This window comes from Enterobacter cloacae complex sp. SHL009, from assembly GCF_049237205.1.
Lineage (GTDB): Bacteria > Pseudomonadota > Gammaproteobacteria > Enterobacterales > Enterobacteriaceae > Enterobacter > Enterobacter cloacae_M.
Map to the genome: position 1 here is coordinate 429659 of NZ_JBMKIW010000001.1, position 20642 is coordinate 450300.

A 20642-nucleotide genomic window follows, 5' to 3' on the forward strand; every position below is an offset into this window, starting at 1 on the left:
CCGTTACCGGCCCGCTTTTAATTTCTGGTAATACTCTTCGTAGAGGCGGCTGGCGTCACCGACATCGTTCTGCCATTCACCTTTGCTGATGGTTTCGGCATCCGGATAGAGCGATTTATCGTTAGCTACCTCAGGCTTCAGCAGCTTGCGTGCGGCGAGGTTTGGCGTCGGGTAGCCAATCGTCTCGGCAACCTGTTTCGCTACGTCCGGGCGCAGCAGGAAGTTAATCAGCTTGTGCGCCCCTTCAGCGTTTTTCGCGTTGGCGGGGATCGCAAGGCTGTCCATCCAGAAGATCCCGCCTTCTTTCGGCCAGACCACCTCAAGCGGCGTACCGGCCTGGCGGGCGACATACGCGGAGCCGTTCCACACCATCCCCAGGTTCACTTCGCCTTCCATATACGGATTTGCCGGGTTATCAGAGTTGAACGCCGCCACGTTAGGCATTAGCTTTTTCAGCTCGTTATACGCCGCTTCAATCTCTTTCGGATCCGTCGTGTTGCCCGAGTAGCCCAGCTTGCGCAGCGCGACCTGGAACACTTCACGCGCGTCGTCGGTTAACAGCAGGCTACCCTTGTACTCTGGTTTCCAGAGATCGGCCCAGCTTGTCACCGTTTTTGGATCGACGGCCTCGCTGTTCACGCCGATCGCGGTTGCCCCCCAGATATACGGAATGGAGTAGTCGTTATTCGGGTCGAACGGCTTGTTGAGCATCTCAGGATCGAGGTTTGCAAAATTGGTTAGCTTCGTTTTGTCGATCTTCTGGATCATGCCCTCTTTGCGCATTTTGTCGACAAAGTAGGTGGAAGGCACGACCAGATCGTACGCGCCGTCTTTGTAGGTTTTCAGCTTGGCGTACATGGTTTCATTCGACTCGTAGGTCGAGTAGATAACCTTGATGCCCGTTTCCTTTGTGAACTGTTCCAGCAGGCCCGGCGGCACGTACTCGGTCCAGTTGTAGAAGTAGAGCGTTTTGCTGTCATCAGCGTGCGCGGCACCCATGCCAAGCACCAGCGCCGCAGCGGCGAGCATTTTTTTCATTTCATTGTCCCCTGAGATTTTGTTTTATCACGAGCAATAACCTGGCTGGCAATCACCAGAACCAGCGAAAACACCAGCAGAATGGTCGCCAGCGCGTTCACCTCCGGTGAGACGCCGACTTTCACCATTGAATAGATCTTCAACGGCAGAATTTCATAGCTCGGACCGGTGACGAAGGAGGACACGACCACGTCATCCATCGACAGGGTGAAGCTAAGTAGCCATCCGGCCGCCACGGCGGGCATCGCCAGAGGCAGGATGATTTTGCGCAGGATGATCATCTCGCTGGCACCCAGATCTTTCGCCGCCTCCAGCATGCGCACGTCGAACCCTTTCAGGCGCGCGAAAACGGTCACCACCACAAACGGCAGGCAGAAGGTGATGTGCGAGAACAGCAGCGACCAGAAGCCAAGCTGTACGCCCAGCAGCATAAACAGCACCAGCAGCGAAATGGCCATCACGATGTCCGGCGACATCATCACCACAAACAGCATGCCGCTGACGAACGGTTTGCCGCGAAAGCGATAGCGGTAGAGCGCCACGGCGGTGAGCGAGCCAATCAGCGTCGCGAAGGTGGCGGAGAAGATCGCCATCGTCAGCGAGTGCTGCGCGGCCTGCAGCAGGCTATCGTTGTTCATCAGCAGGCTGTACCAGTTGGTGGTAAAGCCCTGCCAGTTAATCCCGAAGCGTGAGCTGTTAAACGAGTTCACGATCAAAATAACGATCGGGATATACAGGTAAGCGTAAATGGCGGTCATAAAACCGCCGCGAAGCAGTCGACCGATCATTCGAGTTCCACCTTCTTGTTCAGCAGCCGTGAAGCGCGCCAGTAGACCAGCAGCATCAGGCCCATGACCACCGTCAGCGTAATGCTCGTCGCGGATCCGAACGGCCAGTCGCGGATGTTCAGGAACTGGCTCTTGATTACGTTACCGATCAGCAGGTTTTTCGCGCCGCCCATCAGATCCGACACGTAGAACAAACCCATCGCCGGGAGCATTACCAGCAGACAGCCCGCGATAATGCCGGGCATGGTCAGCGGGATAATAATGCGGATGAAGGTCTGCATCTTATTAGCGCCCAGATCTTTTGCCGCCTCCAGCAGCGGTTTATCCAGCTTCTCGATGCTGGAGTAGAGCGGCATCACCATAAACGGCAGCAGGATATAGACCAGGCCGACAATCACCGCGCTCGGGGTAAACATGATGCGGATCGGCGTATCAATCACTCCCAGCCACAGCAGAAACTCGTTGAGATAGCCTTTAGTGCTAAGGAAGATCTTCAGCCCGTAGATGCGGATTAACGAGTTGGTCCAGAAGGGAACAATCAGTAAAAACAGCAGCAGGGGGCGCACCTTTTGCGGCAGGCCCGCGAGGAACCATGCGAAAGGATACCCCAGCACCAGACAGGCAAGGGTGGCAATCAGCGCCATGTTGAGCGAGTGCAGCAGCACGTCAAAATAGAGCGGATCGAGCAGGCGCGCGTAGTTGTCCAGCGTAAAGACCAGCGAAACGAAGCTAGCGTCGTCGCGGGTCAGAAAGCTGGTGGCAACGATCATCAGGTTGGGCAAAAAGACAAACAGCACAAGCCAACCGACGATCGTGGCGATCACCACATTCTGGAATTTACTTGTGTTCTTCATCAGCCAGCACAACCTCCCAGCTTTCTACCCAGTTAATAACCATTTTCTGGTCGAGAGAGTGGTCGAAGTCAGGGTCGTCTTCGTTAAAGAACTCGCTGACCATCACCATTTTGCCGTTCTCAAGCTCGACAACGGACTCCAGCGTCATCCCTTTGTAGTTGCGCTCGCGGATATAGCCAATCAACCCTTCGGCCTCGGTATTGCCGTGAATTTCATCGACGCGCAGATCTTCCGGGCGTAGCAGAACGTTGAGCTTTTGTCCCTTTTCGACGGGGAAATTGACCGTGATATTGCACTCGCGCCCTTCGACGCTGGCTCGCACGCGCTGGTCGTCCAGACGCTCAATCACCGTGGCGTCGAAGATATTGATCTCGCCAATGAAGCTGGCGACAAACAGATTCTTCGGCTCTTCGTAGATTTCGCGCGGCGTGCCGTCCTGCTCGATTTTGCCGTCGCGCATCACCACGATGCGGTCGGACATGGTCAGGGCCTCTTCCTGATCGTGGGTAACGAAGACAAAGGTAATGCCGAGCTTGCGCTGCAGGGCTTTTAGCTCGTTCTGCATCTGCTTGCGTAGCTTGTAATCCAGCGCGGAGAGGGATTCATCCAGCAGAAGCAGACGCGGCTTGTTGACCACGGCGCGGGCGATGGCCACGCGCTGCTGCTGGCCGCCGGAAAGCTGATGGGGTTTACGCTGGGCAAACGTCTCAAGCTGCACCATGCGCAGGGCGTCGGTGACGCGCGGTTCAATCTCGTTCGCCGGCGTTTTTTGCATCCGCAGGCCAAACGCCACGTTTTCAAACACGGTCATGTGCGGGAACAGGGCGTAGCTCTGAAAGACGGTATTGACGTGGCGATCTTCGGCGGGAACCCGGGTGATGTCCTGGTTCTCAAGATGGATATGGCCGTTATCGACGCTTTCCAGCCCGGCGATAAGGCGCAGAACGGTTGTTTTGCCGCAGCCCGAGGGGCCAAGCAGCGTCAGAAACTCACCGTCATTGATGGTCAGAGTGAGGTCGGAAATAACGTCTTTACCATCAAAACTTTTACGAATTCGTTCCAGTTGCACCAGCGGTGAACGTGAACGGGATTGTGTATTCAATTTTTGCGCTGTCCCATATAGACGCCTCAGGCAGCAGACTGAAGCGGGGTTTGTGTGTAACCACCTTGGTGACTCGTAATGAGGGCGGACATTCTACGGCAATCCCCGGTAATCGCCAATCCTTGTCACTGATTCATAAGCTACATTTACTAACGCATAACGATATAAACGGAAAATATTCTCGTTTGCGGGATAAAAGTGACCTGACGCAATATTTGCGTTTTGATGCTTATTGATAATGTTGTCACAAAAAGTGAGGGTGACTGCATGGATAAATTACTTGAGCGTTTTTTACAGTACGTTTCGCTGGATACCCAATCTAAACCGGGTGTTCGCCAGGTGCCGAGCACCGAAGGTCAGTGGAAGTTATTAAACCTGCTGAAAGAGCAGCTTGACGCCATGGGGCTGGTCAACGTCACGTTAAGCGAGAAAGGCACTGTGATGGGAACGCTGCCGGCGAATGTCCCGGGTGACATTCCGGCGATTGGCTTTATCTCCCATGTCGACACCTCTCCTGATTTTAGCGGTAAAAATGTGAACCCGCAGATTGTGGAAAATTACCGCGGCGGCGACATTGCGCTGGGCATTGGCGACGAAGTGCTCTCGCCCGTGATGTTCCCGGTGCTGCATCAGCTGCTGGGCCAGACGCTGATCACCACCGACGGGAAAACCCTGCTGGGGGCGGATGACAAAGCGGGGATCGCGGAAATCATGACGGCGCTGGGGGTGCTGAAGGGCAAAGATATTCCGCACGGCGACATCCGCGTGGCCTTTACGCCGGATGAAGAGGTCGGCAAGGGCGCGAAGCATTTCGACGTGGAAGCCTTTAACGCGCAGTGGGCCTATACCGTCGACGGCGGTGGCGTCGGTGAACTGGAGTATGAAAACTTCAATGCCGCGTCCGTCACGATCAAAATTGTCGGCAACAACGTTCATCCTGGCTCGGCGAAAGGTGTTATGGTGAACGCGCTGTCGCTGGCGTCCAGAATTCATGCAGAAGTCCCGGCGGAAGAGAGCCCTGAACAGACCGAAGGGTATGAAGGTTTCTATCACCTGACCAGCATCAAAGGCACCGTGGACAGCGCGCAGATGCACTACATCATCCGCGATTTCGACCGCAAAGCCTTTGAGGCGCGCAAGCGCAAGATGATGGAGATCGCGAAGAAGGTCGGTAAAGGATTACACCCAGATTGCTATATTGAGCTGATCATTGAAGACAGCTATTACAACATGCGCGAGAAGGTGATGGCGCATCCGCATATTCTCGATATTGCCCAGCAGGCGATGCGCGACTGCGATATTGAACCGCAGCTCAAGCCGATTCGCGGCGGCACCGACGGTTCTCAGCTGTCGTTTATGGGGCTGCCGTGCCCGAACCTGTTTACCGGTGGCTACAACTACCATGGCAAGCATGAGTTTGTGACGCTGGAAGGGATGGAAAAAGCGGTGAAGGTGATAGTACGGATAGCGGAGTTGACCGCGAAGCGGTAAGAAAAAGCCCGGTGGCGCTACGCTTACCGAGCCTACGATAGGAATGTAGGCCGGGTAAGGCGAAGCCGCCACCCGGCAAATATCACGACTCAGTCCTCAAAGAACCAGTATCCGCTGTTGACCAGCGCGGCCAGCATCGCGAGGAAGGAAGGATCTTCCAGCGCATCGCCAAAGGTGTCGGCAGTCAGCACCAGATGGCTGGCAATGGCTTCCAGCGCCGGACGGTGCGGAGAGTCCAGCTTCTCGCCGTTGACGAACACCTCCTCACCAATGCGCAGCACGCGCAATCCGCCCAGACGCGCCAGCTTATCGCCCTGCTGGAGCGCATCGTAAATCTCGTCAGCCTGATAAGGCGGCTCCGGCGGCGCAACGTCCAGCTCATGACGAGACTGGCTGATAAACTCACCAAACCACTGTTTGAAATGTTCCGGCTCGTTGATCAAATCCAGCATCATGCCGCGCAGCTTATCGAGTTCTTCTGGCAGAATATCCGCCGGATGCTCGCGCGCAGGCACATCAGGATCGCTGTAACGATAGCTGCCCAGCTCGCGCTGCAGAACGTAGTCGGCAAATCCGCTGATCATCTCGCGGCCGCTCGGCGCGCGGAACCCCACGGAGTAGTTGAGTGAGTTTTCCAGGGAGTAGCCTTCGTGAGGGAATCCCGGCGGAATATAGAGAATATCGCCCGGCTCCAGCTCTTCGTCGATAATTCCTTCAAACGGGTCAACCTGAAGCAGGTCAGGATGCGGGCAGTGCTGCTTCATCGGCACTTTTTCGCCCACGCGCCAGCGGCGGCGGCCCGTACCCTGAATGATGAACACGTCGTACTGGTCAAGATGTGGACCTACGCCGCCGCCCGGCACGGAGAAAGAGATCATCAGATCGTCCATGCGCCAGTCGGGCAGGGCGCGGAACGGACGCATTAATGCGGCAGTGGGCTCATGCCAGTGGTTGACTGCCTGCACCAGCAGCGACCAGTTGTTTTCACCGAGGTGATCGTAGCTTTCGAAAGGACCGTGGCTAACCTGCCATTTCCCGTCCTGGTGGCTGACCAGACGGCTGTCGACTTCGTTTTCCATGGCCAGACCTGCCAGCTCGTCAGGCGAGATAGGGTCGACAAAATTGCTGAATCCGCGTTTCAGAACCACCGGGCGTTTTTGCCAGTAACGTTCAATAAACTCGGGCCAGTTAAGCGTTAAGTGATAATCCATAATTTTTTTATTCCGCAGGCTCTTACTGACTCGGATTATAACGGAAGCTCAGTCCCCCGGCTGCGAGATCCTCGCATTTTTCACATAACGGGTTAACTATCGTTCAATGTGGGCTGCTGGCGACCAAAAATAACCTCCATTCTGGCGCCGCCCAGCAGGCTTTCACTGGTTTCTATTTTCCCGTCGTACTGGTCGACAATCTCACGGGCGACGGCCAATCCTACGCCCTGGCCAGGACGTAGCGTATCGGCGCGCTGACCGCGATCGAACACCACGTCACGCTTATTGCGCGGGATGCCCGGACCATCATCCTCAACGATAATATGCAGTTCGGTTTCCGTCTGACGCGCTGACACTTCCACGAACTCCAGACAGTATTTGCAGGCGTTATCCAGCAGGTTACCCATCACTTCCATGAAGTCATTTTTTTCACCCACAAAGCTTATCTCTGGCGAGATATCGAGGCTGATGTTCACCCCTTTACGCTGATACACCTTATTGAGGGCGGACGTGAGGTTATCCAGAAGCGGGGCTACCGGGTGCAGCTCGCGGCTCAGAAGCGCGCTGCCGGAACGCATGCTGGCGCGGTGCAGGTAATAGCCAATTTGCTGGGAAATACGGCTGATCTGCTCCAGCATCACCGGCTCGGCATCATCGACGCTCAGCTTCGAACTGCGCATTGAACGCAGGGTACTTTGCATGACGGCCAGCGGAGTTTTCAGGCTGTGGGTCAGGTCGGTAAGGGTGGTACGGTATTTATCGTAGCGTTCACGTTCACTTTTCAGCAGGCGGTTGAGGTTACGCACCAGGCTGGTGAGCTCACGGGTGGTTTCCGGGTTTAGCTTCTCACGATGATGTTCTTCCAGCTCACGAACCTCTTTCGCCAGTGATTCAATGGGGCGCAAGCTCCACCACGCCGCCACCCACAGCAGTGGGATCACCAGCAGGAGATTCGCAGCCAGAACGTAGATGAACCAGCTCCAGACCATATAAGAACGCTTCAGCTCGACCGGAATGGTGTCGATCACCACGATGGTCAGCTGCGGCATATTCAGCGTCGCTGGATAGAGGTTGATCGCGACGGAGTGCGTCATCTCCGTCTCGGCGTTGTCGGCGCGGATCTCGTTCAGCTTTTGCTGCAGGGAGCGATCTTCATGGATCAGCGAGCTGGTGGTGTTGAGATCGGCTTCAATTTCGTGAAATCCGTTGGTTTTGAGCCATTCCGGGCGAATGCTTTTGACCAGCCAGGGAATATCACGCTGCGCCCACAGTAATTTCCCCTTTTCGTTATAAATCAGGGCCAGCGTTGGACTCTGCTGGTTGAGGTTTTCCGGCATTTCGACGGTGATTCGGTTGTTTTCCCACTTCGCCAGGGTATAAAACAGATTGCTTTCGCCACGCAGCAGCCGAAAGGTGGTTTTATCAAAGCTGACGCTGTAGCCCACCAGGGCGACCATGCCGTAGGAGAGCGACAGCACCAGCACGACGGCGGCTGTTGCCAGTAAGAAACGAACCCGCAGCGAGAGGGGCAGTATGTGGCGTAAAATCCCTCTCATTTAGCGTAATTCGAACAGGTAGCCCTGGCCACGGACGGTGGTAATCACATCCTGCGGATACTGCGCCTGAATTTTCTTACGCAAACGCCCCATCAGCACGTCAATGGTATGGCTCTCGCGCAGTTCAGCATCAGGGTAAAGCTGGAGCATTAAGGAATCTTTGCTCACCACTTTGCCATTGTTACGGATCAGCGTTTCCATGATGGTGTATTCGAAGGCGGTGAGCTTAATCACTTCATCATTGATCGCTAATTCCCGGCGGGAGAGATCGACCTGGAAAGGCGGGATGGAAATAACCTGTGAAGCCAGCCCGCTGTTGCGGCGTAACAGCGCCTGCATGCGCGCCGCCACCTCTTCAATATGAAACGGCTTGGTGACGTAATCGTCTGCACCCGCGCTGAGCACTTCAACCTTATCCTGCCAGCCTTCACGGGCGGTCAGAACCAGAACCGGCAGGGAGACATCGTGGCTGCGCCAGCGGCGAATTAGCGACAGACCGTCTTCGTCAGGCAACCCTAAATCGACAATGGCGATATCCGGCAGGTGTTCATTGAGATAATAATCGGCTTCTTTTGCATCTTCAGCATCGTCCACCTGATGTCCCATCTCCTGAAGCTGAACCTTCAGGTGATGGCGTAGTAATGCGTTATCCTCAACAACCAGTACGCGCATCATCTCTTCTCCCTAAAAAATTGGTATGAATAGTTTAACGCTGATTATGGAGTTTGAAACCAGCGTCATGAAATTAAATGACTTTTTTAATACTCCCAATACCTTGGGGGCGTCCTGGGGGCACAGCTGTCGGCATCTGGTTGTTCAGCATGTTGACCTGGTCCTGGTTCATATCGCCGATCCACTTCGAATAAACCTCATACACCATGCGCGCATCCTCATGGCCCATCTGGCTGGCGATAAAGGAAGGGTTAGCACCGGCCATAAGCGTCCAGCAGGCGTATGTGTGTCGGGACTGATAAGGATTTCTCTCACGTATTCCCGAAAGTTTAGTGCCCCGTTTCCATCCATACGAAATCGAGTTTTTGGAAAAAAAGCTCTCATTCACTGAAGATTTCTTTTCAGGGGAAAACACAAACCGCAGATTTTGTGGCTCTGTTTTGCCGATTTCCCGGTGATGGAAAATGATCTGCTGCCTTGGGTTATTGCCTGTGATTTCGAACTGCTCCAGCAGCGCATCATGTGCAGGCTTAAGCAGGGTGATCGTTCGTATACCAGCATCTGTTTTCGGCGGCACAAACACCCGCTTGTTCGTCAGGCTTCTTGATACGTGAATTTCACCTTTTCTCAGATCGATATCCTCCCACGCCAGGGCACAAATCTCGCCGGGCCTCATTCCCGTGTGGACGGCTACAATGATGATCAAAGCCAGTTTTCGGGGAAGGGCGGCAATCAGTGCCTGGTACTCATGAAGTAGAAGCGGATCGGGGTCTGCCTTAGATAGCTTGAGCCGGGATACGCCCTCATAAGGAGCGTGTAATATAAACTGACTTCGATTCGCAAGCTTCAGCATTTCTGATAAAACCGCCATCTGTTTATTGACTGTTGAGGGCGCGCGTCCCTTTTTAACCAGGTTAGGCATTGAAGGGTTTAATACGCTGCCGGTCAGTAGCTCTTTGCGGTAATTCAGAATATCGGCGTGCTGAATATCAGCCAGGGGAGTATTTTCTCCCACAACACGTTTCAGTGTGTTAACGGCAGATGTGAGTGAATGCAGCGTAGCCCCCGAGACCTCCAGTGCCTTTGTATCAATGAAAAAATCGCTCAGCTCTTTAAATGTCGTGATCCGCTTTATTGATGAGAATTTTTTAAGAGCCTTTGATTCAGGGAACCGCGCCGCGTAGTCGAACTGGCCGAACTGGATCTCACTCACGATGACGGCGCGAAGGTTTCCCGCCTTCTTGATGTTGCTGCTGTTAACCACCCAGCCACGGAGAACTTCGCGGCAGCGAATGCCGCGATAGGTAAACGTGATTCTGATTTTTCCGTTATGAAGTTCAACGCCGGTTGGAAAGTTCATCATGCTTCCTGAATAAATCTATTAATCAGCGGAAAGTTGTACCAGACCAAAGCGCGTTTGCTTTCTCCACCGGGTACCGCGGGTACTCGCTTAAAATGAACCCCTTCAATCCAGCTTCCGAGGCGATAAGCTTTTATTTGCCTGTCATCCAGCCCCGTTTTCTCAGTCAGCCTTCCCGCCACCATCCACTCTTCATCAAAAATGATTTGCGCCATGCTTAACTCCATGACACCGCCACGATACCGTAGCGGCAGATAGTATATTGATTGCCAAAAATCACCGGCCAAGCCCTGGGAGACATTGCAGATGTCGGGCCCGGGTCATTGCCGTGGCCACGTAACTACGTGGGCGGTTTACAACCTCAACCGTAATTTTTCTCCCCTGGATCCTGATGGTGTAAAACGTCTGTTTGTCGCTGCGACCATGCTCGCCATATTTCTCAAAATGGCATTTGAGCGCGGCGGCGCATGCTGGCCCGCCGATGCTGTCTCCCTTGCTACGGTTAATCAGACGCACTGAGACCTTCCTGATGGTTGATCACGCTGCGGGCAAGCCCGGCGGCCATAGCCGGTAATTCCTCATACTGATTGCAATATGCCGGGTTGGAACATAACCCCTGCAACGCTGCAATGGTCAGCTGTTGCTGGTAGGTAATCAATGAAAGCGGCGCGTTTGTTTCAGCCACCGGTTCGGGCTCGGCATCCGGCTTTGCAGTAACTGCCGGCGGATCGAGCACGACAGATTTTGGTGGTGCCGGGCGGCGGTATTCCACGATCGCATCAAGCGCTATTTTCTGACGAACGCTGATATCGTCAGACCACTGCTCAAGAATCGTAGTAGCAACGTCCTGTACTTCTTCATCACTGAAATCAGGCGACAGACAGAGTTCAGTCGTGGTGATATCTGCAATCAGCAACGGGAAAATATGCTTGATGTCTTTACCTGTGGTGGTGATGAGATTTTCGATATCATCCTGGTCACCGATGTTTGTGCGCCCGGACATCAGCTCGTGTAATGCATGGGCGATTTCAATCTCGCGAACACTTAGCGCTGGTGGCACTTCCTGTTTTTCGACTTCATTTGAGGGGGCGGTATTTATCAGTGCATCGACAGAAAAGACGCCTCCGCCCAGGTTCTCAACTTTCGGCTGGTCCGTGGGCTCCTGCACTGGCGCTGAGCTCTGAGCGAATGCCTCATTGAGTTCTTTGTCGAGCTGCGCAGCTTTGGCAGGGCAAACTGCTGGTGGCTGAGTTTCGCCAAGTACAGGCGGTTTGGCTTTATCATTTTCGTTTACCTCAGAGGTGGCGCGGGATTTTGGGCGGCAAGCCGCATCAACCGTTTTCTGATCTGGGTGCGCGTGGTCAAATTCAACCAACTCGCGATTGATGTACTCGCGCAGCGCGACAGGATCTATCCAGAGTTCTTCCGGAGCCGATTTAATCAAGGCGATGATGGCTGCCCGGGAATAATCCAGAATACCGGGGGTGCCGCGCAGTTTTTTCCACCATGCAGTAAAGCGGGGGTCCTGTTCTGCTTCGGCCATGGCTTTCGCCGGAATAAATAATCTATTCGGGATCCCGTAAATATCGATCTCGTCGTACATGCCCAGAATCGCAACAGCAACCTCGATCTTCAGCGTAGACAGGTTGTGTGCCAGATCCGGGCTACGGTCTGTCTTGTTTCCTCCGCCCAGAGTGGAGTCAGTGTCCGTGCGGTTTTCTTCGGTGTTAGTGCTAGCAGGCTGAGGTCGCTTATCAATCGGCGTATCGATCCATTTAGTGATCTGCTTTTTAATGTCCGGCCACTGTGCAGATTCCTTTGTGTTCTCACGTACCCAGGCGAGTAATTGCTCCTGCCGTTCCGGTGCCAGGGCCAGCGATCGTGTTTCTTTGGATAGTGCTTCGGCCAGCTCGCGGGCAAAGCTGGGTTCATCATCATTCTTCAGATCGACGATCTGGCCGTACTGCGCTGAAGTGATTCCAGGGACCGGGCCGAACAGTGCCAGACAAGCTGCCCGGAATGCCTGGTCGAGCTGCGCAACGATTTTAATTTCTTCCTGTACCTTATTGTTCTTCCACTCCGTCCTTTCTTCAGATTCAGGCTGTGGTGCCGCAGCTGGTTCGCCTGCATTCACATTCCAGATAGCCACTGTGTCGAAAAAATCAGGTGAGAACACATCAAGCTCAGGGCACGGTAAACCTTCGCGGTGTTCCCAGATCTTTACTTTGAAGAAATCATCAATGTGTTCTGGATGTTCTGCTGCCAGCTTGCCGAAAATAACGGCTTCAGCAATGGTTTTTGTGACCGCATTAACAGCTGTGGCAAGCGGTTTTAAATCCGAATGTTTTTTTAATGCTTTATCCTTCGGGAAATAAGCACCGCCGAAAGTTTTTAATTCAATAGACATAATTACCTCTTAAATCTTTTGGGGGGTGATGTTTAGCGGTATGGTTTACGAATAACGCGTTTTACAGTTTTTAACGCGTCACGCCTCTCTCTTTTTTCATTGCATTGCTCACATAAGTAAATCGTGCGCTTAAATGGATATATGTTTGTTTTCCTTTCGTGCATTTCCGATTTTTTATATTCGCGGCAGCAAACAGCGCAATGACAAATGATGTCATCCATATCAGTTAAGTAGTTGGCGTTTGTGATCGTAATAGGACATACCGCAGGCGTTCTGTGCTTCGGCGAACTTCACAGACAGCAAGCTAATGTGCTTAACAGCGCATACTGGACAATGAAACTCGCCCAACACATAGCCACCATCAAGCACAACGGTAACAGGGCCAGAGGATGGCAAATGAACCACGCCTGAAATAATCCCGTTAATATTAAATGTCGCAATTTCTTTGTTTACTATTGCCAGACCCATTTCAATGGTTGTTACTTCTAATTTCATTTCAGACACCTTGTTTTAGGTTGAGAGAATCCCTGCCGTTTAAGGCATGGTTTTTAATCGTGTATAATTAAATGACAGTCAGGTTATTGCGTTTTATCGACGCTATTAACCTTCAGAGTTCAGGGTTGCCTTTTTGAGCAAGCAAATAACAAAGTTTTCGAAGTTTTATTTCAAACCAGTTAAGTCGGACTGCCTGTTGCCGCGATGGTTGACGATTAAAGTCTGTCATAATGAATCCCCTATAAGGTTATTAACAGCCATCTACAATTTCGATTGCCCACAACTGGAAGCGCATTCCGCCAGTTAACAAACCGATCCCCATCAGTGAAAAGAGGAATGCGCTTACATGTTGTGGACGATTCATCTGCCCTGGTTCGGCGGCGCCACCTCGCCAGAGCAGATGTAAAGGGCAGTTACGCTGCTATGCGGCTTATTGGTCTGTGCAGTTATTTCAAGTCCTGCATCGCGGGGTTTGCTCTCCGCCCCAGGTTCTCCCCGCTATGCTTTAGCGCGCAACCTGAGAAAACCGCCTTCAAGCCTTTGGCTTACGCCACATTCAAGAAACTGCCTGTACGAACTCGGAATAGCTCAGTGCTTCTTCACCCTCCGCCAGACTGTTGAAATACTCTTCGTATGCTTTTTCCATCTCGAACCCCTGTTTGCTGCTTTGCTTGGCTAATCACCCTTATCGCCGGGTAGGCGGAACGTTTACTGATTACTGCTGTTAAGTTTTGATAACGCTGATTGTTATTTAAACCTAACAAATCGTCAAGTATAAATTTAGCAAAACCTAACAGGAGGGGGCGGAAAACGCAAAAAGGCCGCTGTTGGAGCGGCCTATGAGTGTGAAAATTATTTGATGTCGAGGTTTTTGAGGATCTGCAGGATTTCTTCTTTGCTTTTGGTTTTTATGAGGTCATTGAACGTTTCATCATAGTCCTTGACCTTATCCCGCAAATTGATGATGTGTTGTTCTTTCTCTGCATTAGGAAGCTTGTCGAAGAGCTCTAGAAGCTGATGCTGCTGTGGGGATAACAATCTGTAGGATTCGGCTGGTGGTGGTTCATACCCCTCATCACCCTTAATAATCCAGCCCGGCTCTACGTTCAGTGCTGCAGCTAGTTTGAATAGGTTATCGCCTCTCGGTGAGGTTTCATCACGTTCCCACTGAGAGATTGTGACATGGGCAACCCCAGCCTGTTTACCTAGGCTGCGCTGGGTATATTTCAAGGCAGAGCGTCGCTCTTTTATACGCTGACCGATCGTTTTCATAGTTCGGAAATCCTAACGCGCATTGACTCTCGTTTCCTTAACATATAAAGTTAGGAAAACTTACCAAGGAGAACCCAATGAAAACCGAAGATGTAATAAAACACTTTGGGAAAAAAGCCAATGTGGCGAGAGCTCTCAACATTGCTCGATCCTCTGTCAGTGAATGGGGGGAGTTGGTCCCTGAACGACGAGCCGCGCGACTGGAAAAGATAACGGGTGGTGCATTGAAGTACGACTCAGTTTTGTATGAGCACAAAGATAACCCAAAAGATTCAAAGGAGTCTGACTGATGGAAATCAAAAAACTAGCATGTGAGCTGGAGTCCTGGGCTCAGGAAAAGGGCTGGAAGACGGTTACACAGCTGATAACCCCGCATCACTTTGGCGATCTGCTTCAGCCACTGGATAACGTGACGGACTCAGACGAGTACGCGCGCCGACTGCACAACAACAAGCAGATTATCCAGCGTGCATTCCGCAACGATACGCCTAACTACCTGAAACAGGCCGAAGCCCTGAGCTATGCCATCCGCACCGCCATTGATAACGAACTGGAGCAGAAAGACTGCATGCTCTACCGGGCTGCCAGGGTTAACAAAGAGTGTATCGAAGCCACCAACGCGGTATTCACTGGGAAACCGCAACCGGTAATCCGCCGCGAGACTCTGGAAGCAATCGACGCGCTGGCGCAGCTGGTCGGCGTCAAAGTGAAGTTGGTTTCTACTTGTTCAAACGTAGTCTAGTTCAGCTGTATCGAGGTGTTCTATGAGCATGGAACTGATGGTTCAGGCGATGAAGGTCAAGGTAGGAAACCCGCTTCGTAAGCTGGTCCTGCTTAAGCTGGCCGATAACGCAAGTGACCAGGGCGAATGCTGGCCGAGCTATCAGCATATCGCTGATCAGTGTGAGATCAGTCGTCGTTCCGTCATGAATCATGTTGCCGCGCTTTGCGAGTCTGGACTGATGCGAAAAGAGACCAGATCGGGGCCGAAAGGCAATGGCAGCAATTTCTACCGACTAACCCTGAGCGGTGCAAATACCAGTGTGAGGGTAGTGCAGGAGATTCACCATGATGGTGAAGCAAATTCACCAGGGGCTGGTGCAGGAAATTCACCAGATGGTGCAGAACATTCACCAGGGGATAGTGAAGGATATTCACCCAGAATCAGTCACTCTTCTGAACCAGTCAAAGAACCAGAAAATAATTCTAGTCCGGATGCTTCGCAGTCCGACGGGAAGATTTCAAAAGCAGAATTTTTAAATCGTCACCCAGAAGCAGTGGTTTGTAGTCCTGCTAAACGCCAGTGGGGTAGCCAGGAAGATTTGACCTGTGCGCAATGGATTTGGAAACGCGTGCTGAAACTCTACGAGGAGGCCGCAACCTTTGACGGCGAGATCGTTCGTCCGAAAGAGCCGAACTGGACGGTCTGGGCGAATGATGTTCGTCTGATGCGCACCCTTGATGGCCGTAGCCACAAGCAAATTTGTGAAATGTTCAAGCGCGTTCAGAGCGATACGTTTTGGGTTCGCCAGGTGAAATGCCCGGCCAAACTCCGCGAAAAATGGGATGACCTGATTATCCGCCTGTCGGCACCGGGCACAGGGCATTACCAGGCTGGTGGACGGGATATCAATCAGATCTCCCGTCCAGATAACACCGTTCCGCCAGGATTCAGGGGGTAAGCATGCAAAACGCAGGTTCCATTCTCGATCGCCTTCGCCGCGTAATTCCGCAAGGCGTAGAACCCAAATTCAAGAACGCTGCAGAACTGATGGCCTGGCAGCGTGAGGAAGGGCAGAAACGTGCGGCTGAGGTGGACAAACTCAACCAGCAGGCACGAGCAGAGAAAATTTTCGGGCGATCCGGGATCCAGAACCTGCACCGCAGCTGCAGTTTCGCGAATTACATGGTGAACGGCGATGGACAGCGCCATGCCCTGAGTATGGCAAAGAGTTATGCGCAAAATTTTGGAACCGGCTTTGCGAGCTTCGTTTTCACCGGAAAGCCCGGCACGGGGAAAAACCACCTCTCAGCGGCGATCGGAAATTATCTGCTGAAACAGGGGCGAACGGTTCTGATTGTTACCGTGCCGGACCTGACCCTGCGCGCCAGGGCCTGTTATGACGAAGAGCGTTCTGAAGCTGCGCTGCTGGATGACCTCTGCAAAGTGGATCTGCTGGTGCTCGACGAAGTAGGCATTCAGCGCGACAGCCGCGGCGAGAAAGTTTTATTGAACCAGATTATCGATCGCCGCCTGGCCGCAATGCGCCCGGTTGGCGTTCTGACCAACCTGAATTACGACGCGCTGGTAGAGACCCTGGGGGCAAGGGTTATCGATCGCCTGCGCATGGATAACGGCATTTGGGTGAATTTTGACTGGGAGAGCTATCGCGGAAACGTTAGCCACCTGAGACCTGTTAAGTAAATTTTGAGGAGAAAATTATGGAATCAGTAATCGACGCACTGAAAGCAATGGGTAAAGCAACCTACCTCGATGTAGCAGCCCGCCTGGATATAGAGCCCGTAGAGGCACTGAAAATGCTTCGCGAGCAGAAGGAAGAGGGATTGTGCGATTTCTTCGATGGATCATGGTCGGTGGGTACCGCGAAAGAGCATAAGCCGAAGCGTATCCGACTCAAGCAGCCATCGCCGCTGGTGGAAAGGGTGCTGTCAGCAATGCAGGGCCAAGGAGCCATGACCGCTAATCAGGTCGCAGAAAAGCTGGGTAAAGGTTCGCGAGCCCTGAATGCATCGCTGGGTGCCATGTGCAAGGACGGTCTGGTCCTGCGCCATGTGGACGGGAAAAACATCACCTGGAGCCTGGCGGGGGAACCGGTAATACAGTCAGAGCAGCAGGAGCCCGTAGCATCGGAAGCCAAGGCCGCATCGGCTACGGAAAGCAAAACCCTGGAGGAAATTATTGGGGATATCCCGGCTTTCGCCAGCCGTCCGGATGATCTGATTATTCCGTCATCGCGTTATATCTCGACTGAAATCCGCCGCACGAAAGCGAAGCTGGCGAACCTGCAGCGTCTTCAGGGTGCCGTTCGCGAGCTGCGCCGCTACAAACATCTGCTGCAGGGGTTGGGGAATGACTGAATTACCAAAATGCCCTGTATGTGGCATGTCTCCTGCACTGAGGGTTCGCAGCCGGGGAATGAATTGGGGGTCCGCAGAAATTAGGTGCTCTAACGGTTGTTCAAAATGGCGAGTTGGATTCTCTTTTCCTCCAGGAGGGGAGAGGGAGGCACGAAGAGAGCTTGAAGATAACTGGCGTAAGCTTGTGGAAAAAACTTAACGTTCTAATTGTATTATTTGCTCTTATGCATGAAAAAGGTCAACAACACCTACAAAATGGATCGTCAAGCAAATCTGCAATATAATTATTTCATTATTCAATCCACTGACTAAACTCAGAGGGACAAGTTCCAAACACAGGGTAGGTGATATGTATATGAAGCAAGATGAATCAATGAATATGACAAATATTGCTGTAAGAAGGATGTATTATATTTTTCTTGTCGGGGTTATACCTTTGATTGTGATTTTTTTATCATATGCTAACAACCAAGGGAGCGATTCTCTAACTTATTTATATGCGTTATCTGGTAAAGTTCCTGAGTTGATTTCAGCCAATAACCCAGCATTAAGTAGTGTTATGAGTTTTTATGTTAAAATCGCTCCTTTGTTAGGTGTTTTGTTTTTCTTGATTGCACGGAGGAAATTAACTTTAAAAACCAATTTTTCTTTCACAAAAGGTATTTTGGCTTTTATACTATTCACCGTTTTTTATATTGCAATTGTTTGTTATTTGTTGGTGTCGAATGTGGAGCTAACTGAATCAGGAAGATTGTTGAGGTTTTTATCAGGGAACGATTATCTTCTTACTGTTTTTTTCATTAGCGTATTATATTTGTGTTATATCCTCACCTGCTATTACATCAGCTATGCTTATGCAGTTTTCTTGGTATTAAAATTAAAAATTAAGCACCTGTGATGGTTAAGGGGCAGATAACATCTCTGCCCCATTTTAGATCAATGAGCTGGTCTGATTATTTCATTGTTGATTTTATCAACGATTTTATCGTCAATGAATGAAGCCAGGTAACTAATACCGATAATTCCTGCAATTGTTAATGCAGTAATTGGTAGCCCGACGGTTATCGCAACAAAAGACGCCAGGGCGCCAAAGATTCCCATTGCTACACCGACAGCAATACCACTAATAACCCAGGACTCAACCTCAAGCATCAATGGACCCCAGTTTCCTGTTTCATAGCCTTGGATGCTTTTCTCTCGGATTTTTTCGACTTTGATCACCAGATCTGCAGTCTTAAATGCTTTGCTTAGATTGCCGAGTTTGTTTGCCATGTCACTCGCATTCAGGCTTTTCCAGGCGTTAACAATCGCAGTTGTATCACCTTGATTAATTTTCATCCCCGGATTAGAAATAATCTTATTCAGAGAGGCCATTGCATCATTGTAGTTACGAATTGTTTTACCTTGGAAGTTTTTAATGTTACCCGCGATTTCCCTTGACACATCCTTGTATTTTTGACCCAAGAAACTACCAACTTTTTCCCCCATGTCAGCAATAATTTCGCTGGCTTTTTGTAATGCTTCAATTTGATTATCTTCATCGAGCATCTTCTGGACATTTTCGCGCAAATTACCCCGGGCTGCTTTGGGTATACTTCCATCCCGCACTGCTTGCTCATATAAGTTCTTAAGCGCTTTTCGGGAAACTGTATCATTGGAGCCATAATACTTTGCCGTCCTATCCCAGGTAGATGGAGCACTCGTAGTGTTATTTCCATTTTGATTCTGGGAGTTATTACTACCAGACTGTGAACCTGAGTTACCACCATTACCACCAGAACCATTACCTGAATGACTGCCTACTCCGGAACTGATAGCAATTGCACCACCGGCAGAAAATACTCCAGCCGCATCACCTCTGTTAGCAGCATTCACCTGTGCACTGTTGTTTGGATCCACAGAAAATCCATTAATATTCTGTGTACGGCCACCATTCCCACCATTCCCCGATGTACCGGAATTACTGCCAGAACCAGAGTTACCGATGCCAGGATTTTTGCCACCACTGAACGCATTGTTGTGTGCGTTGTCGCCACCATTACCACTCATAGTTAATTCCTCTTTGACGATTAAAAGTTAGATAAAACTGCATACAAACAACTGGGTATATATACAGTGATTCGAATCCTACGCCGCTGTTTTGACCGTGTCAATGACAGATTTTGGGGTATGACTGTGAGTGAAAAATCCTGATAAGCTACTGATGGGAATGTTTTTTACTGGAATGGAGATCTCCATGAATAAATCTACCGGAGTATTAGTGTGTGCATTGTTAACATCATCCTTGATGAGCAGCGCATGCACCCCTCAAACAAGTGCAGAACGCCATGCACGCCAGTATGTATATGCCGCAGATGACGGGTTTGACCCGAATGTACGCGTTATAAAAGCCGACAGTATTAAGATGGCGGTGCCATTCTTTAAAACTTTTCATGATCTGGGAGCAAAAGACCGCTCATCAGGCATGTCTGTAGAGGACGCTAACAAGCGTGCAGATAATTTTCGTAGCGAGTCATTTCTGAACTCCATTCAGAGTGAAACAATTTTCGCGGGCACTCGTTATGTCGATAATAAATCATGGTCTGCTAAACAGCGTAAAGCCATGAGCGACGCTATCTCTGAAGCTTACATTGATGGCTATGAAGGAAGAATGTGAGTAGTAATAACAGAACATTTCGGTACTAGTTTCTGCATTACATTCACGAACACACCTGGTTGTAGTTCATTAACGCAAAATTTTAGTTAGAGATGATTTTGTATGGTTCCTCTTAAGTTAGAGAATGGCGTTTAGTGCTTTTTTATTAACCACTTACCCGCGCGTGCGGGTTTTTTTGACCCAAATTCTTGACCCTCATTTTTTTAGTGATACTGTATAAATATACAGTTAAGTGCTAAGGGGGTTATCATGGGATATCAATCACCAGCATTAGACCTCGCTGAGCAGATTCTCACTATTACCAACCTTTACGGTAATGACGACAACTGCCGAACCATCGAAACATCAGCTGGATACGTGATAATAAACATTGCCAGAGAGCCGAAGAAAGGTGACACCATCTTAATTGCGTTCTGCGGTAGTCTGGATTTCGCAAAAGTTCAGGGGAGGGCATTAATAACTCAGGATGGGGAGGCTATTGAGGGTGATTCCCTTGATGATGCGACCATAATGGGAGTTGTGACGTACTTTCTGAATCGAGTGACAGATACCGATGATCGGCCTGTGATTTAAAAAGCCGGACCTGAGTACTGTGTTTTGAAAGCAGATCGGTTAGACAGGTCAATTATGGTTAATTGATC

General features: G+C 51.0%; 23 protein-coding genes. 9 read left to right on the forward strand and 14 right to left on the reverse strand.

Translation table 11 applies throughout. The annotated features are described in order from the left end of the window. Positions 1-3: 3 nt before the first annotated feature. Genes potD through potA form a run of 4 tightly spaced genes read right to left on the reverse strand, consistent with a single transcriptional unit; the run spans position 4 to position 3812 of the window. The gene (gene potD, locus ACOTZC_RS02045) at positions 4-1038 is read right to left on the reverse strand and encodes a spermidine/putrescine ABC transporter substrate-binding protein PotD (protein ID WP_023311175.1); all 1035 of its coding nucleotides are present in this window, start codon (positions 1036-1038) and stop codon (positions 4-6) included. Then, positions 1035-1826: a spermidine/putrescine ABC transporter permease PotC gene (gene potC, locus ACOTZC_RS02050; protein WP_023311176.1), complete on the reverse strand. Its 792-nt coding sequence runs from the start codon at positions 1824-1826 to the stop codon at positions 1035-1037. The genes potD and potC overlap by 4 nt, the downstream gene beginning before the upstream one ends. After that, entirely contained in the window at positions 1823-2680 is an 858-nt protein-coding gene (potB, locus tag ACOTZC_RS02055) for a spermidine/putrescine ABC transporter permease PotB (protein ID WP_163353688.1), read from the reverse strand. The genes potC and potB overlap by 4 nt, the downstream gene beginning before the upstream one ends. Next, positions 2664-3812, reverse strand: a complete 1149-nt coding sequence (gene potA / locus ACOTZC_RS02060) for a spermidine/putrescine ABC transporter ATP-binding protein PotA (protein WP_174259824.1) — start codon at positions 3810-3812, stop codon at positions 2664-2666. Before potA ends, potB begins: the two co-directional genes overlap by 17 nt. Positions 3813-4049: 237 nt before the next feature. On the opposite strand from potA, the gene pepT reads away from it, so the two are divergent. Then, positions 4050-5273 carry a peptidase T gene (gene pepT / locus ACOTZC_RS02065; protein ID WP_421635566.1) on the forward strand — a complete coding sequence of 408 codons (1224 nt, stop codon included), beginning with the start codon at positions 4050-4052 and terminating at the stop codon, positions 5271-5273. A gap of 89 nt (positions 5274-5362) precedes the next feature. Here the strand turns inward: pepT and ACOTZC_RS02070 are convergent, their stop codons facing one another. From ACOTZC_RS02070 to ACOTZC_RS02110, 9 genes are all read right to left on the reverse strand, one after another. Next, positions 5363-6484, reverse strand: coding sequence for a cupin domain-containing protein (locus ACOTZC_RS02070; RefSeq protein ID WP_032638582.1), 1122 nt, complete (start codon positions 6482-6484; stop codon positions 5363-5365). 92 nt (positions 6485-6576) lie between these two features. Next, the gene (gene phoQ / locus ACOTZC_RS02075) at positions 6577-8040 is read right to left on the reverse strand and encodes a two-component system sensor histidine kinase PhoQ (RefSeq protein WP_045401583.1); all 1464 of its coding nucleotides are present in this window, start codon (positions 8038-8040) and stop codon (positions 6577-6579) included. After that, entirely contained in the window at positions 8041-8712 is a 672-nt protein-coding gene (gene phoP, locus ACOTZC_RS02080) for a two-component system response regulator PhoP (protein WP_028019015.1), read from the reverse strand. A 73-nt stretch (positions 8713-8785) separates the two neighbouring features. Continuing rightward, positions 8786-10072, reverse strand: coding sequence for a site-specific integrase (locus ACOTZC_RS02085; protein WP_219324261.1), 1287 nt, complete (start codon positions 10070-10072; stop codon positions 8786-8788). Further along, positions 10072-10287: an excisionase family protein gene (xisR, locus tag ACOTZC_RS02090; RefSeq protein WP_023343778.1), complete on the reverse strand. Its 216-nt coding sequence runs from the start codon at positions 10285-10287 to the stop codon at positions 10072-10074. The genes ACOTZC_RS02085 and xisR overlap by 1 nt, the downstream gene beginning before the upstream one ends. A gap of 61 nt (positions 10288-10348) precedes the next feature. Next, entirely contained in the window at positions 10349-10588 is a 240-nt protein-coding gene (locus tag ACOTZC_RS02095; RefSeq protein WP_059364144.1) for a DUF4060 family protein, read from the reverse strand. Further along, a complete protein-coding gene (locus ACOTZC_RS02100; protein ID WP_252040539.1) occupies positions 10575-12479 on the reverse strand; it encodes an exodeoxyribonuclease VIII in 1905 nt (634 codons plus the stop codon). The genes ACOTZC_RS02095 and ACOTZC_RS02100 overlap by 14 nt, the downstream gene beginning before the upstream one ends. Before the next feature lie 222 nt (positions 12480-12701). Next, the gene (locus ACOTZC_RS02105) at positions 12702-12974 is read right to left on the reverse strand and encodes a hypothetical protein (protein ID WP_063430333.1); all 273 of its coding nucleotides are present in this window, start codon (positions 12972-12974) and stop codon (positions 12702-12704) included. Between the two features lie 852 nt (positions 12975-13826). Next, positions 13827-14246 carry a helix-turn-helix domain-containing protein gene (locus ACOTZC_RS02110; protein WP_047749229.1) on the reverse strand — a complete coding sequence of 140 codons (420 nt, stop codon included), beginning with the start codon at positions 14244-14246 and terminating at the stop codon, positions 13827-13829. Between the two features lie 77 nt (positions 14247-14323). On the opposite strand from ACOTZC_RS02110, the gene ACOTZC_RS02115 reads away from it, so the two are divergent. The 6 genes from ACOTZC_RS02115 (at position 14324) to cui (ending at position 18243) form a co-directional block, all read left to right on the forward strand. Continuing rightward, a complete protein-coding gene (locus ACOTZC_RS02115) occupies positions 14324-14536 on the forward strand; it encodes a Cro/CI family transcriptional regulator (protein ID WP_047749228.1) in 213 nt (70 codons plus the stop codon). Next, positions 14536-14988 carry a hypothetical protein gene (locus tag ACOTZC_RS02120; RefSeq protein WP_248188480.1) on the forward strand — a complete coding sequence of 151 codons (453 nt, stop codon included), beginning with the start codon at positions 14536-14538 and terminating at the stop codon, positions 14986-14988. The genes ACOTZC_RS02115 and ACOTZC_RS02120 overlap by 1 nt, the downstream gene beginning before the upstream one ends. Positions 14989-15010: 22 nt before the next feature. Further along, complete coding sequence (locus tag ACOTZC_RS02125) at positions 15011-15928, forward strand: helix-turn-helix domain-containing protein (protein WP_252040537.1); 918 nt, start codon at positions 15011-15013, stop codon at positions 15926-15928. A gap of 2 nt (positions 15929-15930) precedes the next feature. Continuing rightward, positions 15931-16671 carry an ATP-binding protein gene (locus tag ACOTZC_RS02130; protein WP_248188483.1) on the forward strand — a complete coding sequence of 247 codons (741 nt, stop codon included), beginning with the start codon at positions 15931-15933 and terminating at the stop codon, positions 16669-16671. 17 nt (positions 16672-16688) lie between these two features. After that, positions 16689-17345 (forward strand): DUF1627 domain-containing protein, encoded by a 657-nt coding sequence (locus ACOTZC_RS02135; protein WP_174259734.1) that lies wholly within the window; start codon positions 16689-16691, stop codon positions 17343-17345. Positions 17346-17700: 355 nt separating this feature from the next. Further along, positions 17701-18243: a colicin immunity protein Cui gene (gene cui, locus ACOTZC_RS02140; protein WP_174259733.1), complete on the forward strand. Its 543-nt coding sequence runs from the start codon at positions 17701-17703 to the stop codon at positions 18241-18243. A gap of 38 nt (positions 18244-18281) precedes the next feature. Here the strand turns inward: cui and ACOTZC_RS02145 are convergent, their stop codons facing one another. Further along, positions 18282-19394 (reverse strand): colicin-like pore-forming protein, encoded by a 1113-nt coding sequence (locus tag ACOTZC_RS02145; RefSeq protein WP_252040535.1) that lies wholly within the window; start codon positions 19392-19394, stop codon positions 18282-18284. 187 nt (positions 19395-19581) lie between these two features. On the opposite strand from ACOTZC_RS02145, the gene ACOTZC_RS02150 reads away from it, so the two are divergent. Next, positions 19582-20001, forward strand: a complete 420-nt coding sequence (locus ACOTZC_RS02150; RefSeq protein ID WP_252040533.1) for an Exc2 family lipoprotein — start codon at positions 19582-19584, stop codon at positions 19999-20001. A gap of 249 nt (positions 20002-20250) precedes the next feature. Further along, positions 20251-20574, forward strand: a complete 324-nt coding sequence (locus ACOTZC_RS02155) for a hypothetical protein (RefSeq protein WP_248188485.1) — start codon at positions 20251-20253, stop codon at positions 20572-20574. The last annotated feature ends 68 nt before the right edge of the window (positions 20575-20642 follow it).

Excerpts from the sequence above, each read along its gene's own strand:
- potD (WP_023311175.1), bottom strand. The coding sequence starts at position 1,038 with ATGAAAAAAATGCTCGCCGCTGCGGCGCTGGTGCTTGGCATGGGTGCC.
- potC (WP_023311176.1), bottom strand. The coding sequence starts at position 1,826 with ATGATCGGTCGACTGCTTCGCGGCGGTTTTATGACCGCCATTTACGCT.
- potB (WP_163353688.1), bottom strand. The coding sequence starts at position 2,680 with ATGAAGAACACAAGTAAATTCCAGAATGTGGTGATCGCCACGATCGTC.
- pepT (WP_421635566.1), top strand. The coding sequence starts at position 4,050 with ATGGATAAATTACTTGAGCGTTTTTTACAGTACGTTTCGCTGGATACC.
- ACOTZC_RS02070 (WP_032638582.1), bottom strand. The coding sequence starts at position 6,484 with ATGGATTATCACTTAACGCTTAACTGGCCCGAGTTTATTGAACGTTAC.
- phoQ (WP_045401583.1), bottom strand. The coding sequence starts at position 8,040 with ATGAGAGGGATTTTACGCCACATACTGCCCCTCTCGCTGCGGGTTCGT.
- phoP (WP_028019015.1), bottom strand. The coding sequence starts at position 8,712 with ATGCGCGTACTGGTTGTTGAGGATAACGCATTACTACGCCATCACCTG.
- ACOTZC_RS02085 (WP_219324261.1), bottom strand. The coding sequence starts at position 10,072 with ATGAACTTTCCAACCGGCGTTGAACTTCATAACGGAAAAATCAGAATC.
- xisR (WP_023343778.1), bottom strand. The coding sequence starts at position 10,287 with ATGGCGCAAATCATTTTTGATGAAGAGTGGATGGTGGCGGGAAGGCTG.
- ACOTZC_RS02100 (WP_252040539.1), bottom strand. The coding sequence starts at position 12,479 with ATGTCTATTGAATTAAAAACTTTCGGCGGTGCTTATTTCCCGAAGGAT.
- ACOTZC_RS02105 (WP_063430333.1), bottom strand. The coding sequence starts at position 12,974 with ATGAAATTAGAAGTAACAACCATTGAAATGGGTCTGGCAATAGTAAAC.
- ACOTZC_RS02110 (WP_047749229.1), bottom strand. The coding sequence starts at position 14,246 with ATGAAAACGATCGGTCAGCGTATAAAAGAGCGACGCTCTGCCTTGAAA.
- ACOTZC_RS02115 (WP_047749228.1), top strand. The coding sequence starts at position 14,324 with ATGAAAACCGAAGATGTAATAAAACACTTTGGGAAAAAAGCCAATGTG.
- ACOTZC_RS02120 (WP_248188480.1), top strand. The coding sequence starts at position 14,536 with ATGGAAATCAAAAAACTAGCATGTGAGCTGGAGTCCTGGGCTCAGGAA.
- ACOTZC_RS02125 (WP_252040537.1), top strand. The coding sequence starts at position 15,011 with ATGAGCATGGAACTGATGGTTCAGGCGATGAAGGTCAAGGTAGGAAAC.
- ACOTZC_RS02130 (WP_248188483.1), top strand. The coding sequence starts at position 15,931 with ATGCAAAACGCAGGTTCCATTCTCGATCGCCTTCGCCGCGTAATTCCG.
- ACOTZC_RS02135 (WP_174259734.1), top strand. The coding sequence starts at position 16,689 with ATGGAATCAGTAATCGACGCACTGAAAGCAATGGGTAAAGCAACCTAC.
- cui (WP_174259733.1), top strand. The coding sequence starts at position 17,701 with ATGAAGCAAGATGAATCAATGAATATGACAAATATTGCTGTAAGAAGG.
- ACOTZC_RS02145 (WP_252040535.1), bottom strand. The coding sequence starts at position 19,394 with ATGAGTGGTAATGGTGGCGACAACGCACACAACAATGCGTTCAGTGGT.
- ACOTZC_RS02150 (WP_252040533.1), top strand. The coding sequence starts at position 19,582 with ATGAATAAATCTACCGGAGTATTAGTGTGTGCATTGTTAACATCATCC.
- ACOTZC_RS02155 (WP_248188485.1), top strand. The coding sequence starts at position 20,251 with ATGGGATATCAATCACCAGCATTAGACCTCGCTGAGCAGATTCTCACT.